Source organism: Pseudomonas benzenivorans (assembly GCF_033547155.1).
Classification (GTDB): Bacteria; Pseudomonadota; Gammaproteobacteria; order Pseudomonadales; family Pseudomonadaceae; genus Aquipseudomonas; species Aquipseudomonas benzenivorans_B.
The window spans coordinates 3,551,545-3,565,288 of the sequence record NZ_CP137892.1; the positions used below are offsets into that span (position 1 = coordinate 3,551,545).

The window sequence follows — 13,744 nt, forward strand, 5'->3', positions numbered from 1 at the left end:
CCTTGAACAGCGGGCACCCGGTCACAACAGCACCACATCGTATTGCTCCTGGGAGTACATGGTCTCGACCTGAAACTTGATGGTACGGCCGATGAAGCTCTCCAGGTCGGCGACATTGCCCGACTCCTCGTCGAGCAGACGGTCCACCACCTTCTGGTTGGCCAATACCCGGTAGCCCTCGGGCTGGTAGGCACGGGCCTCACGGAGGATCTCACGGAAGATCTCGTAGCAGATGGTTTCCGGGGTCTTCAACTTGCCGCGCCCCTGGCAGCTGGTACAGGGCTCGCAGAGCACCTGTTCAAGGCTCTCGCGGGTGCGCTTGCGGGTCATCTGCACCAGACCCAGTTCGGTGATGCCGATGATATTGGTCTTGGCGTGGTCGCGCTCCAGCTGCTTCTCCAGAGTGCGGAGCACTTGGCGTTGATGCTCCTCGTCCTCCATGTCGATGAAGTCGATGATGATGATCCCGCCCAGGTTGCGCAGGCGCAGCTGGCGGGCGATGGCGGTGGCGGCCTCGAGGTTGGTCTTGAAGATGGTCTCTTCGAGGGTGCGGTGGCCGACGAAGGCGCCGGTGTTGACGTCTATGGTGGTCATCGCCTCGGCCGGGTCGATGATCAGGTAACCGCCGGACTTCAGCGGCACCTTGCGCTCCAGGGCCCGCTGGATCTCGTCCTCGACCCCGTACAGGTCGAAGATCGGTCGCTCGCCCGGATAGTGCTCCAGGCGGTCGGCGATTTCCGGCATGAGTTCGGCGACGAACTGCGCGATCTTCTGGAAGGTTTCCCGCGAGTCGATGCGCAGCTTCTCGGTACGCAGGCTGACCAGATCGCGCAGGGTACGCAGGGCCAGGGACAGGTCCTCGTAGATCACCGAGGGCGCCGGCGCATTCTGCATCTGTACGGCGATCTGGTCCCACAGGCGGCGCAGGTAGCGGATGTCGATGAGAATCTCGTCGGCCCCCGCGCCCTCGGCGGCGGTGCGCAGGATGAAGCCGCCGGCCTCCTCGATGCCTTCGTCACCGATGCAGTCGGCGACCACCTGTTTGAGACGCTCGCGCTCGCCCTCGTCCTCGATCTTCAGCGAGATGCCCACGTGGCTGGTACGCGGCATGTACACCAGGTAGCGCGAGGGGATCGACAGCTGGGTAGTCAGGCGCGCGCCCTTGCTGCCGATCGGGTCCTTGGTCACCTGCACCACCAGGCTCTGGCCCTCGTGTACCAGGGCGCTGATGGTTTCCACCGCCGAACCTTCGCGGCTGGAGATTTCCGAGGCGTGGATGAAGGCCGCGCGCTCCAGGCCGATGTCGACGAAGGCCGCCTGCATGCCCGGCAGCACCCGCACCACCTTGCCCTTGTAGATGTTGCCGACTATGCCGCGACGCTGGGTGCGCTCGACATGCACCTCCTGCAGCACGCCGTTCTCCACCACCGCCACGCGCGATTCCATTGGCGTGATATTGATCAGAATCTCTTCACTCATGGGTCCATCTCTTGTGCATTGGGGCGGGAAGCCGCGACCGACCGCGCCTGCCAGCAGGGAATGGCGAACTCGGCGAGCAACTCGGCGGTTTCGCACAGGGGCAGGCCGACCACCGCCGAATAACTGCCCTGCAACTGCCTGACGAACACCGCCGCCAGGCCCTGGATACCATAGCTGCCGGCCTTGTCCCGGGGCTCGCCGCTGGCCCAGTAGGCCTCGATCTCGGCGCGACTCAGCGCACGGAAGCCGACCTGACTGACCACCACCCGCGATGTCACCCGCGCCGGCGACGCCAGGGCCACGGCGGTCAGCACCTGGTGCTCGCGCCCGGACAGCGCGCCAAGGGTCTCCAGGGCCTCGCTGCGATCCGCCGGCTTACCGAGGATACGGCCCTCGAGCACCACCGCGGTATCGGCGCCCAGCACCACGGCATCGGCCGCCTGCTCCAGGGTGGCCAATGCGGCCAGCGCCTTTTCCCGCGCCAGGCGCTCGACATAGGCCTCGGCCGACTCGCCGGGCAAGACGCACTCATCGACGGGGACGATACGGGGGGTGAAGGGCACGCCGATCTGCGCCAACAACTCGCGCCGGCGCGGCGACCCCGAAGCCAGGTATAGCGTGGCCATCAAGACCTCTCCCTGTGGGGTAGTGGCGGGGCCGTGCCCCGCTTAGTTGACACCCAGGCGCCGATGCACGCCGCGCAGCAGGGCATGGACCCAGGGCCACAGCAGTGCGCTGACCAGGGCCGGGAGGACGAACGCCAGGGTCGGCGGGCGACTGCCGGTCAAGGCATTGAGCCACAAGTGCAGCAACTGGGCCAGGCCGAACACCACCAGCAAGACCATGCTCTGCTGCCACAGGGGGAACATGCGCAGGCGCTGGTGCAGGCTCAGCACCAGGAAGGTGATCAGGGTCAGCACCAGGGCGTTGAGCCCCAGCAGCGTGCCGTTGAGCACGTCGGCGAGCAGGCCGATGAACCAGGCCGTGGCCATGCCGACCCGGTGCGGCAGGGCCAACACCCAGTAGGTCAGCAGCAGGGCCGGCCACAGGGGGCGACCGCTCTCCATGAAGCTCGGCAGGGAGGCCACGCTGAGCACCAGGCCCAGGGCCAGGCTGAACCAGATCACCCAGACGTTGCGCGCGCGAACGGCGATCATTGCTCAACCTCCTGGACAGTCGATGACCCCGCCGTCTCGGCAGCCGCCGACGCCTCCTGTTCCTGCCGCTGGCGATCGGCGGCCTCCTGCGCCTCGGCCGACTCGGTCGCGCGCTGCTCCGGGCTGCGCGGGTCGGTGAACACCAGCAACATATAGCGGCTGCGGTTGAGCTTGGCGGTGGGCACGGCGCGGACGATGGCGAAGGGCTGGCCGGAGTCGTGGACCACCTCGCTCACCGTGGCCACCGGATAGCCGGCCGGGAAGCGCTGACCGAGGCCGGAGCTGACCAGCAGGTCGCCCTCCTTGATGTCCGCGGTGTCGGCCACATGGCGCAGCTCCAGGCGCTCCGGGTTACCGGTACCGCTGGCGATGGCGCGCAGGCCATTGCGGTTGACCTGCACCGGAATGCTGTGGGTGGTGTCGGTGAGCAGCAGCACCCGCGAGGTGTAGGGCATCACCTCGACCACCTGGCCCATCAGCCCGCGGGCATCGAGCACCGGCTGGCCGAGCAGGACGCCGTCCTTCTCGCCCTTGTCGATGAGGATGCGATGGGTGAAGGGGTTGGGGTCGATGCCGATCAGCTCGGTGGCGAGCACCTCGTCGTCGACCAAGGCCGCCGAATTGAGCAGCTCGCGCAGGCGCACGTTCTGCTCGGTGAGGGTGGCGAGCTTCTGCAGGCGGCGCTGCATCATCAGCTGCTCGGCCTTGAGCTTCTCGTTCTCCGCCGCCAGCTCGCTGCGCGAACTGAGCTCCTCGGTGGCCCCCTCCCAGAGAGTCAGGGGCAAGCGACCCAGCCAGTAGACCGGCTCGACTATCACCCCCAGCTGGCTGCGCAGGGGCTGCAGCAGGGTGAAGCGCGCATCCACCACCATCAGCGCGACCGACAGCACGGTCAGCACCAACAGGCGTACACCGAGCGAAGGTCCCTTGGCAAATAGCGGTTTGATGGGCGATTCCTCAAGACGTCAGGCGGCAATAAAAAGCTGCAAGCGGATAAGGACCCGGCTTGCAGCTCGAGACGAGGGACTGGCGCCTTACTCCGTGGACAGCAGGTCCATGGTGTGACGGTCCATCATCTCCAGGGCCTTGCCGCCGCCGCGCGCCACGCAGGTCAGCGGGTCCTCGGCGACTATCACCGGCAGGCCGGTTTCCTGGGCCAGCAGCTTGTCCAGGTCGCGCAGCAGCGCGCCGCCACCGGTCAGCACCAGGCCGCGCTCGGCGATGTCCGAAGCCAGTTCCGGCGGCGACTGCTCCAGGGCGCTCTTGACCGCCTGGACGATGGTCGCCAGGGACTCCTGCAGCGCCTCGAGCACCTCGTTGGAGTTCAGGGTGAAGCTGCGCGGAACGCCCTCGGCCAGGTTGCGCCCGCGCACGTCGACTTCGCGCAGCTCGCCGCCGGCGTAGGCGGTGCCGATTTCCTGCTTGATGCGCTCGGCGGTGGATTCGCCGATCAGGCTGCCGTAGTTACGGCGCACATAGGTGATGATGGCCTCGTCGAAACGGTCGCCGCCGACCCGCACGGACTCGGCATAGACCACGCCGTTCAGCGAGATCAGGGCGATCTCGGTGGTGCCGCCGCCGATGTCGACGACCATGGAGCCACGGGCCTCTTCCACCGGCAGGCCGGCACCGATGGCCGCGGCCATCGGCTCTTCGATCAGGAACACCTCGCGGGCGCCGGCGCCCAGGGCCGATTCGCGGATGGCACGGCGCTCGACCTGGGTCGACTTGCACGGCACGCAGATCAGCACGCGCGGGCTGGGTTGCAGGAAGCTGTTCTCGTGCACCTTGTTGATGAAGTACTGCAGCATCTTCTCGCAGACGCTGAAGTCGGCGATCACCCCGTCCTTCATCGGACGGATGGCGGAAATATTGCCCGGGGTACGGCCCAGCATGCGCTTGGCTTCGGTACCGACGGCGACGACGCTCTTCTGGTTGCCATGGGTGCGGATCGCGACCACGGACGGCTCGTTCAGCACGATGCCACGTTCGCGGACATAAATAAGGGTATTGGCAGTGCCCAGGTCGATCGACAGATCGCTGGAAAACATGCCACGCAGTTTCTTGAACATGGGATTAGGGACCCTAGGCAACGCGTGGGTAAAAAAGTGCGGCAAACTCTAACAACGGGAGGGATTTTGAGCAAGGCGCCGATATGTTAGATTGCCTGTTTTTCCGGGCTCCAGAGCCCATCATCGCGGCCTTTGACCGCCAGCTCACGGCATCCGTTCCCTGCATCTTTTTGCATGCACGGCGCCCCGTTCACAATTTCCACTGGCTGCCCTCTATTGGAGAACCCCAATGGCGCTTGAACGCTCCGACGTGGAAAAAATCGCCCACCTGGCCCGCCTGGGCCTGAGTGAAGACGATATTCCGCGCACCACCGAGACCCTCAACAGCATCCTCGGCCTGGTCGACCAGATGCAGGCGGTGGACACCACCGGCATCGAGCCCCTGGCCCACCCGCTGGAAGCCACCCAGCGCCTGCGCGCCGACGCAGTGCGCGAAGAAAACCAGCGCGACGCCTACCAGGCCATCGCCCCGGCCGTGGAAAACGGCCTGTACCTGGTTCCGAAAGTCATCGAGTAAGGGAATGAGCCACGCCATGCATCAATTGACCCTGGCCGAGATCGCCCGCGCCCTCGCCGCCAAGCAATTTTCCGCCGAGGAACTGACCCGCGAGCTGCTGGCGCGCATCCAGCGCCTCGACCCGCAGCTCAACAGTTTCATCAGCGTCACCGAGGAGCAGGCCCTGGCCCAGGCCAAGGCCGCCGACGCGCGCCGCGCCAGCGGCGAGAACGGCGCCCTGCTCGGCGCACCGATCGGCCACAAGGACCTGTTCTGCACCCAGGGCGTGCTGACCAGCTGCGCCTCCAAGATCCTGCAGGGCTTCAAGGCGCCCTACGACGCCACGGTGGTGGAGAAGCTCGCCAGCGCCGGCGCGGTGACCCTGGGCAAGCTGAACATGGACGAATTCGCCATGGGCTCGGCCAACGAGTCCAGCCACTACGGCCCGGTGAAGAACCCCTGGAACCTCGAGCGCGTGCCCGGCGGTTCCTCCGGCGGCTCGGCCGCCGCGGTGGCCGCGCGCCTGCTGCCGGCCGCCACCGGCACCGACACCGGCGGCTCGATCCGCCAGCCGGCGGCGCTGACCAACCTCACCGGCCTCAAGCCGACCTACGGCCGCGTGTCGCGCTGGGGCATGATCGCCTACGCCTCCAGCCTCGATCAGGGCGGCCCGCTGGCCCGCACCGCCGAGGACTGCGCGCTGCTGCTGCAGGCCATGGCCGGCTTCGACCCGAAGGACAGCACCTGCGTCGACCAGCCGGTGGACGACTACCTGGCCGCCCTGAATCAGCCGCTGGCCGGCCTGCGCATCGGCCTGCCCAAGGAATACTTCGGCGCCGGCCTCGACGCGCGCATCGGCGAGAAGGTCATGGCGGTGATCGAGGAGCTGAAGAGGCTCGGCGCCTCGGTCAAGGACATCAGCCTGCCGAACATGCAGCACGCGATCCCGGCCTACTACGTGATCGCACCGGCCGAGGCCAGCTCCAACCTGTCGCGCTTCGACGGCGTGCGTTTCGGCTACCGCTGCGAGAACCCGGTCAACCTGGAAGACCTGTACAAGCGCTCGCGTGGCGAGGGCTTCGGTGCCGAGGTCAAGCGGCGCATCATGGTCGGCACCTACGCGCTGTCCGCCGGCTACTACGACGCCTACTACCTCAAGGCGCAGAAGATCCGCCGGCTGATCAAGAACGACTTCGTCAAGGCGTTCGAGGAGGTCGATGTGATCCTCGGCCCGACCACGCCGAACCCGGCCTGGAGGCTCGGCGAGAAGAGCAACGACCCGGTCTCCGCCTACCTGGAAGATATCTACACCATCACCGCCAACCTGGCCGGCATCCCCGGCCTGTCGATGCCCGCCGGCTTCGTCGACGGCCTGCCGGTCGGCGTGCAGCTGCTCGCCCCCTATTTCCAGGAAGGCCGCCTGCTCAATGTTGCGCACCAGTACCAGACGGTGACCGACTGGCATCAACAAGCTCCGGCTGGATTCTGAGGACGATAGAGATGCAATGGGAAACAGTCATCGGGCTTGAGATCCACGCTCAGCTCAGCACCCAATCGAAGATCTTCTCCGCCAGCGCCACCGGCTTCGGCGCCGAGCCCAACACCCAGGCCAGCCTGGTCGACCTGGGCATGCCCGGCACTTTGCCGGTGCTCAACGAAGAAGCCGTGCGCATGGCCTGCAAGTTCGGCCTGGCGATCGACGCCGAGATCGCACCGAAGAACGTCTTCGCGCGCAAGAACTACTTCTACCCGGACCTGCCCAAGGGCTACCAGACCAGCCAGATGGACCACCCCATAGTCGGCAAGGGCCACCTGGACATCACCCTGGAAGACGGCACGGTCAAGCGCATCGGCATCACCCGCGCGCACCTGGAAGAGGATGCCGGCAAGAGCCTGCACGAAGACTTCCACGGCATGAGCGGCATCGACCTCAACCGCGCCGGCACGCCGCTGCTGGAGATCGTCTCCGAGCCGGACATCCGCTCCGCCAAGGAGGCAGTGGCCTACGTCAAGGCCATCCACGCCCTGGTGCGCTACTTAGGGATTTGCGACGGCAACATGGCCGAGGGCTCGCTACGCTGCGACTGCAACGTCTCGGTGCGGCCCAAGGGCCAGGCCGAGTTCGGCACCCGCGCCGAGATCAAGAACGTCAACTCCTTCCGCTTCATCGAGAAGGCCATCAACCACGAGGTGCAGCGGCAGATCGAGCTAATCGAGGACGGCGGCACGGTGGTGCAGGAAACCCGCCTGTACGACCCGAACAAGGACGAGACGCGCTCGATGCGCAGCAAGGAAGAAGCCAACGACTACCGCTACTTCCCCTGCCCCGACCTGCTGCCGGTGGTGATCGAGCCGAGCTTCCTCGAGGCGATCCGCGCCGGCCTGCCGGAGCTGCCGGTGCAGAAGCGCGAGCGCTTCGAGCGCGAATTCGGCCTGTCGGCCTACGACGCCAGCGTGCTGGCCGCCAGCCGCGAGCTGGCCGACTACTTCGAGCAGGTGCAGCAGGTCTGCGGCGACGCCAAGCTGGCGGCCAACTGGGTGATGGGCGAGCTGTCCAGCCTGCTCAACAAGGAAGGTCTGGAGATCGAGCAGTCGCCGGTCTCCGCCGCACAGCTGGGCGGGATGATCCTGCGCATCAAGGACAACACCATCAGCGGCAAGATCGCCAAGATGGTGTTCGAGGCCATGGCCGCCGGCGAAGGCGACGCCGACGCGATCATCGAGAGCAAGGGCCTCAAGCAGGTCACCGACTCCGGCGCCATCGAGGCCATGCTCGACGAGGTGCTGGCGGCCAATGCCGAACAGGTCGAGCAGTACCGCGCCGCCGATGAAGCCAAGCGCGGCAAGATGTTCGGCTTCTTCGTCGGCCAGGCCATGAAGGCCTCCAAGGGCAAGGCCAACCCCGGCCAGGTGAACCAACTGCTGAAGCAGAAGCTCGAAGGGTAAGCCGGGCCGGGCCCCAAGGCCCGAACGGCACACAGGGATGTCGGCAACATGCGACGCCGGGGCCTGCCCCGGCGTTTATCCATCCGGAGAGACTACCTATGCATCGTTTCGCTCTGCTGCTGGCGTTGTTCGCCCTGCTTTCCGGCTGCGCCGGCCAGCGCGTCGCCGACGGCGGTTACAGCGCCGAAGGTAAGGCCTCCTATTACGGCGCCCGCCACCACGGCAAGAAGACCGCCAGCGGCGAGCGCTTCGACCAGCACGCCCTGACCGCCGCCCACCGCAGCCTGCCGTTCGGCAGCCGGGTGCAGGTGACCAACCTGCGCAACGACAAGAGCGTGGTGGTGCGCATCAACGACCGCGGCCCCTATGCCCGCGGGCGCATCATCGACCTGTCGAAGGAGGCCGCCGCACGCCTCGACATGCTCCGCGCCGGCGTGGTGCCGGTGCGCGTGCAAGCGCTGGCCGACTGACGCGCCCGGCCTTTACACGCGGTTACCAATAACCGCCCTGCCCCTCTAGCCCAGCGCGTGCGGATGGCTACACTGGCCGCACCTTTCTGGAGCCCCTCGCCATGACCCTGATGACCTTCGTTTACCTGATCGCCGGCCTGCTATTGCTGGTAGCCGGTGCCGAAGTACTGGTGCGCGGCGCCGCCAAACTGGCGGCGCAGTTCGGCATCCCGCCGCTGATCATCGGCCTGACCGTGGTGGCCTTCGGCACCAGCGCCCCGGAAACCGCGGTGAGCGTGCAGGCCGCGGTGAACGGCAGCGGCGACCTGGCCATCGGCAACGTGCTCGGCAGCAACATCGCCAACGTTTTGCTGATCCTCGGCACCACCGCGCTGATCGCCCCGCTGGTGGTGTCGCGCCAGCTGATCCGCCTGGACGTGCCGATCATGATCGGCGCCAGCCTGCTCACCCTGGCCCTGGCCTGGGACGGCCAGCTGAGCCGGCTCGATGGCGCCCTGCTGTTCGCCGGGGTACTGGCCTACACCGGCTTCCTGATCGTCAGCAGTCGCAAGGAGCAGAGCGGCGCCGACGACGAGTTCGCCAAGGAGTTCGGCCTGCACGAGACGCCCAAGCCCCATGCCAGCCTGATCAACCTGGGCCTGCTGATCGGCGGCCTGGTGCTGCTGGTCGGCGGCTCCAACCTGCTGGTCGAGGGTGCGGTCGGCTTGGCCCGCGCCCTGGGCCTGTCGGAACTGGTGATCGGCCTGACCGTGGTGGCGGTCGGCACCTCGCTGCCGGAGCTGGCGACCTCGGTGATGGCGGTGCTCAAGGGCGAGCGGGACATCGCCGTGGGCAACATAGTCGGCAGCAACATCTTCAACCTGCTCTGCGTGCTGGGCCTGGCCTCGCTGGTGTCGCCGCTACCGATCACGGTGCCGGCCAACGCCCTGGCCTTCGACTTCCCGGTGATGATCGCGGTCAGCATCGCCTGCTTGCCGATCTTCTTCTCCGGCTACCGCATCAACCGCTGGGAGGGCCTGCTGTTCCTGGCCTACTACGCGGCCTACACCCTGTACCTGGTGCTCACGGCCAACGCCCGGCCCTTCGCCGACATCTTCGCCGCCGCCATGCTCGGCTATGCCCTGCCGCTGACCGCGGTGACCCTGCTGGTGGTCGGCGCCCGCGCCTGGCATCGTCAGCGCCCCGCCTGAGGCTCGCGCCCTAGGTCCAGCCGGCCCACTGCAACAGCAGCAGACCGAGGTTGATGGTCACCACCCCGGCCAGGGTGGTGACCACCACGATCACCGCGGCCAGCTGGTGGTTGCCGCCCATGGCCCGGGCCATGACGAAACTGGCCGCGGCGGTGGGACTGGCGAAGTAGAAGAACAGGATACCCAGGTCGGCGCCACGAAAACCCCACAGCCAGGCGCCCAGGGTCGCCAGCAGCGGCAGCCAGACCATCTTCATCGCACTGGCGCTGAGGGCGACGGCGCTGCTCTCGCGCAGCGAGGCCAGGGACAGGGTGCCGCCGATGCAGATCAGCGCCAGGGGCAGGGTCATCTGCGCGAAGTACTGCCCCGACAGCAGCAGCCAGTTCGGCAGGGGCCATTGCCAGTAGGCCACCGGCATGGCCAGCAGCACGCCGACGATCAACGGATTGCGGATGATGCTCAGGCCGATCGCCCGGGGGTCGGACTTGCCGACGGGGCTGTAGATCGCCAGGACGATGGCCGCGAGCACGTTGTAGCAGAGGATCACCACCCCGGCCAGGACGCTGCCCACCGCCAGGCCGTAGTCGCCATACAGGCTGGTGGCCAGGGCCAGGCCGACAATGCCGTTGTTGCCGCGAAAGGCGCCCTGGGTATAGATGCCGCGATCCGCCGTGGGGCAACGCCAGATGGCCCAGCCCCAGGCGATCGCAAAGCACGCCAGGGTCGCCAGCACGAAGTAGAGCAGCAGCGCCGGCTGCAACGCGGTGCTCAGGTCGGCCCTGACGATGCCGAGAAACAGCAGGGTCGGCATGGTGCCGCGGAACACCAGGGACGAGGCGGTGTTGATGAAGGCCGTGTCGATCCAGCCCAAGCGCTTGAGCACCACGCCGAGAAACAGCATGGCGAAGACCGGTGCGGTGACGGCGAGGGTTTGCTGGACGACGGCGAGCATGGCGACCCCGGACTATTAGTTAGCCGGCTAATGATACCGTCATCGCCGAAAAAGCGCCGCGGTTTTCCGCCCCGGCCGGGCAACGTCCAGCCCGCTAGCCGAGCCGCCCTGCCCGCTGTGTCAGCGCCGTACCGGACGCTTCTGCAACTTGCGCTGCAGGGTGCGCCGGTGCATGCCCAGGGCCCGGGCGGTGGCGGAGATATTGCCTTCGTGCTCGGCCAATACCCGCTGGATGTGCTCCCACTGCAGGCGATCGACCGACATGGGGTTGTCCGGCACCAGGCTGTCGAGGTCGGCATGCTGGGTCAGCAGCGCGGCCAGCACGTCGTCGGCATCGGCCGGCTTGCACAGGTAGTTGCAGGCGCCGCGCTTGATCGCCTCCACCGCGGTGGCGATGCTCGAATAGCCGGTGAGGATCACCACGCGCATCTCGGCATCCAGCTCCAGCAGCTTGGGCAGCAGCACCAGGCCGGAGTCGCCCTCCATCTTCAGGTCGACCACGGCGTAGTCCGGCAGGTCCTGCTGGGCCAGGACCAGGCCCTCCTCGGCCGAGCCGGCGGTGGACACCCGCAGGCCGCGGCTGCTCATGGCCCGGGCCATGACCCGGGTGAAGGTCGGGTCGTCGTCGACCAGCAACAGGTGGGGTTGCTCTTCGCCATCGAACAGCGGCTCGTCACTCATGTCTCACTCCTTTCTGGCCGGGCTCAGGTCCGGCCGTAGGCCCGCGGCAGCTTCAGCTCGGTGAGGGTGCCGCCCTCTTCGTGGTTATACAACTTTACCGTGCCGCCGGCACGGGTGACGCTGGCCTGGCTGAGAAACAGTCCCAGGCCGAAGCCCTTGCCCTTGGTGGTGAAGAAGGGCCGGCCGAGCTGCTCGGCGATGGCCAGGGGCACGCCGGCGCCGTGGTCGCGGATGCTCAGGCGCAACCACTGATGATCCCAGTCCAGGCGCACGTCGAGCTTGTCCGGGCAGGCGTCGGCGGCATTGTTCAACAGGTTGAGCAGGGCCTGGGTCAGGTCCGCCGGCGGCATGAGCCGTGGCGGCGTGCCGCGGCCGACGCACTGGTAGCGGTAGCTGGCCTCGGGGCGCATCAGGTGCCAGCGGTTGAGCGCGGTCTCCAGCCACTCGACGCAGGACTGCTCGACCACCGCCTGGCGACGGTCGGCCTCGGCGGCACGCACCAGCTGCTGCAGGGTGTCCTTGCACAGCCGGACCTGTTCCTGCAGCACCGCCAGGTCCTCCTGCAACATGGGCTCCTGGTGTTCGCGGCGCAGCTCCTTGATCAGCACGCTCATGGTCGCCAGCGGCGTGCCCAGCTCATGGGCGGCGCCGGCGGCCTGGGTGGCCACGGCGAGCAGCTGCTGGTCGCGCAGGCCCTCCTCGCGGCGCTCGGCGCGCAGCTCCTCCTGGTGACGCAACTCCTCGGCCATCTTGGCGACGAAGAAGGTGATCAGCGCCGCGGCCAGGGCGAAGCTCAGCCACATGCCGTAGATCAGCAGGCTCTCCCGCGGTCCCGGGGGCAACTCCAGGGGATGGGACCACACCAGCAGCAGGGTATAGCCGGCCAGGGCCAGGCCGGACAGGACGATGGTGAACAGCCAGGGCAGGGTCGCCGCGGCGATGGTCAGGGGCACCAGGTAGTAGGACACGAAGGGGTTGGTCGAGCCGCCGGTGTAGTACAGCAGCACGCTGTGGATGATCAGGTCGCAGCCCAGCTGCACCGCGTACTCCTGCTCGGTGACCGGCCAGGGGCCGCGCAGGCGCACGGCGGTGAGCAGGCAGAGGACGAAGGACACGCCCAGGGTGACGCTGAGTTCCAGCCAGGGCAGGGGCAGCAGGCCCGAGTGGTAGGCCAGGCCCACCGAGCCGGCCTGCGCGGCCAGCACCAGGATACGAATCAGGGTCAGGCGCCAGAGGTTCTGTCGACTGGCCGACAACAACTGCACGGGTGCGAGCATGGGCTCTCCAGATAGCCGCGGTTTGCGAGCCGAGCGAGTATAACCAAGGCTCCGCGCCGCCCACTGCGGCAACTGGCCGCAGCGGGCGTGTTTCGACGACGCCTGAGCAGGACTCGCACTATTTCGCGAAAACAGGAACTGCGGCCAACCCGGAAAGTCGGATAACTTCGTCTACCCCAGGAATGCGCACGCCCGTGCGCGCAATGCTCACAAGGAGCCGTCATGCAGCCACTATCCCGTCTCGCCACTGCCCTCGCCCTCGGGGCCGCCACCCTGCTCAGCCTCCCCGCCCTGGCCGACGAGGCGCGCTACAACCAGGTCGCCCTGCGTGCCGAGGTCAGCCAGGAGATCGCCCACGACCTGATGCACGTCACCCTCTACAGCGAGGCCCAGGACGACGATCCGGCCAGGCTTGCCGCGCAGATCACCCGCACCCTGAACGACGCCGTCAAGCAGGCCCGCGCCGCCAAAGGGGTCAGCGTGGCCCTCGGCAGCCGCCACAGCTACCCGGTCTACGACGACAAGCGCCAGCAGATCACCGCCTGGCGCGAGCGCGCCGAGCTGCGCCTGGAAAGCGCCGACTTCGCCGCGTTGTCGAAACTCACCGGCCAGATGCTGGAGACACTGAAGATGGCCGGCATGGACTTCAGCATCGCCGCACCGACCCGCAAGCGCCACGAGGACGCCCTGCTCAAGGATGCCGTGACGGCCTTCAAGGCCCGCGCCCAGCTGGCCACCGAGGCCCTCGGCGGCAGCGGCTACAAGCTGGTCAGTCTCAACCTCAACAGCGGTGGTTTCCAGCCGCCGATGCCGATGCGCATGGCCAAGGGCATGGCGATGATGGAGGCGGCACCGACGCCGGAAATCGAAGCCGGCACCAGCCAGGTGACGATCAACGCCGACGGCGTCATCGAGGTGCAGATGCCCTGATCGGAGCCTGTCTGTGGTCCGCCGTTATCGCCAGATAGCGGCTGATTCGCGGATTTTCCCCGCAAAATATCCAGAATGCGACAAGAACTTATAG

Annotated in this window: 14 protein-coding genes; 6 read left to right on the top strand and 8 right to left on the bottom strand. The window is 67.2% G+C overall.

The window, feature by feature from the left end:
• Positions 1–21 precede the first annotated feature (21 nt).
• The 5 genes from rng to mreB all read right to left on the bottom strand — a co-directional run bounded on the left by rng (position 22) and on the right by mreB (position 4,708).
• A complete protein-coding gene (gene rng, locus SBP02_RS16420) occupies positions 22–1,479 on the bottom strand; it encodes a ribonuclease G (protein ID WP_318643354.1) in 1,458 nt (485 codons plus the stop codon).
• Positions 1,476–2,105, bottom strand: a complete 630-nt coding sequence (locus SBP02_RS16425) for a Maf family protein (RefSeq protein WP_318643356.1) — start codon at positions 2,103–2,105, stop codon at positions 1,476–1,478. Before SBP02_RS16425 ends, rng begins: the two co-directional genes overlap by 4 nt.
• A gap of 42 nt (positions 2,106–2,147) precedes the next feature.
• Positions 2,148–2,636, bottom strand: coding sequence for a rod shape-determining protein MreD (gene mreD, locus SBP02_RS16430; RefSeq protein ID WP_318643358.1), 489 nt, complete (start codon positions 2,634–2,636; stop codon positions 2,148–2,150).
• Positions 2,633–3,535, bottom strand: a complete 903-nt coding sequence (gene mreC / locus SBP02_RS16435) for a rod shape-determining protein MreC (RefSeq protein WP_369960438.1) — start codon at positions 3,533–3,535, stop codon at positions 2,633–2,635. The genes mreD and mreC overlap by 4 nt, the downstream gene beginning before the upstream one ends.
• Positions 3,536–3,670: 135 nt before the next feature.
• Positions 3,671–4,708 (bottom strand): rod shape-determining protein, encoded by a 1,038-nt coding sequence (mreB, locus tag SBP02_RS16440; RefSeq protein ID WP_213641231.1) that lies wholly within the window; start codon positions 4,706–4,708, stop codon positions 3,671–3,673.
• Positions 4,709–4,937: 229 nt separating this feature from the next.
• Here mreB and gatC point away from each other — a divergent pair, with 229 nt between their 5' ends.
• The 5 genes from gatC (at position 4,938) to SBP02_RS16465 (ending at position 9,810) form a co-directional block, all read left to right on the top strand.
• Positions 4,938–5,225 (top strand): Asp-tRNA(Asn)/Glu-tRNA(Gln) amidotransferase subunit GatC, encoded by a 288-nt coding sequence (gene gatC / locus SBP02_RS16445; RefSeq protein ID WP_318643362.1) that lies wholly within the window; start codon positions 4,938–4,940, stop codon positions 5,223–5,225.
• 16 nt (positions 5,226–5,241) lie between these two features.
• Positions 5,242–6,693: an Asp-tRNA(Asn)/Glu-tRNA(Gln) amidotransferase subunit GatA gene (gene gatA, locus SBP02_RS16450; protein WP_318646363.1), complete on the top strand. Its 1,452-nt coding sequence runs from the start codon at positions 5,242–5,244 to the stop codon at positions 6,691–6,693.
• Positions 6,694–6,704: 11 nt separating this feature from the next.
• On the top strand, positions 6,705–8,150 hold the full coding sequence (gene gatB / locus SBP02_RS16455; RefSeq protein WP_318643364.1) for an Asp-tRNA(Asn)/Glu-tRNA(Gln) amidotransferase subunit GatB: 1,446 nt from the start codon (positions 6,705–6,707) through the stop codon (positions 8,148–8,150).
• Between the two features lie 98 nt (positions 8,151–8,248).
• The gene (locus SBP02_RS16460; RefSeq protein WP_318643366.1) at positions 8,249–8,620 is read left to right on the top strand and encodes a septal ring lytic transglycosylase RlpA family protein; all 372 of its coding nucleotides are present in this window, start codon (positions 8,249–8,251) and stop codon (positions 8,618–8,620) included.
• A 101-nt stretch (positions 8,621–8,721) separates the two neighbouring features.
• A complete protein-coding gene (locus tag SBP02_RS16465) occupies positions 8,722–9,810 on the top strand; it encodes a calcium/sodium antiporter (RefSeq protein ID WP_318643368.1) in 1,089 nt (362 codons plus the stop codon).
• Positions 9,811–9,820: 10 nt separating this feature from the next.
• Here the strand turns inward: SBP02_RS16465 and SBP02_RS16470 are convergent, their stop codons facing one another.
• The 3 genes from SBP02_RS16470 to SBP02_RS16480 all read right to left on the bottom strand — a co-directional run bounded on the left by SBP02_RS16470 (position 9,821) and on the right by SBP02_RS16480 (position 12,720).
• Positions 9,821–10,762 (bottom strand): AEC family transporter, encoded by a 942-nt coding sequence (locus tag SBP02_RS16470; RefSeq protein ID WP_318643370.1) that lies wholly within the window; start codon positions 10,760–10,762, stop codon positions 9,821–9,823.
• Between the two features lie 120 nt (positions 10,763–10,882).
• A complete protein-coding gene (locus SBP02_RS16475; RefSeq protein WP_318643372.1) occupies positions 10,883–11,443 on the bottom strand; it encodes a response regulator transcription factor in 561 nt (186 codons plus the stop codon).
• A gap of 23 nt (positions 11,444–11,466) precedes the next feature.
• The gene (locus tag SBP02_RS16480; protein WP_318643374.1) at positions 11,467–12,720 is read right to left on the bottom strand and encodes an ATP-binding protein; all 1,254 of its coding nucleotides are present in this window, start codon (positions 12,718–12,720) and stop codon (positions 11,467–11,469) included.
• A 222-nt stretch (positions 12,721–12,942) separates the two neighbouring features.
• On the opposite strand from SBP02_RS16480, the gene SBP02_RS16485 reads away from it, so the two are divergent.
• Positions 12,943–13,650, top strand: coding sequence for an SIMPL domain-containing protein (locus SBP02_RS16485; protein ID WP_318643376.1), 708 nt, complete (start codon positions 12,943–12,945; stop codon positions 13,648–13,650).
• Positions 13,651–13,744 lie beyond the last annotated feature (94 nt).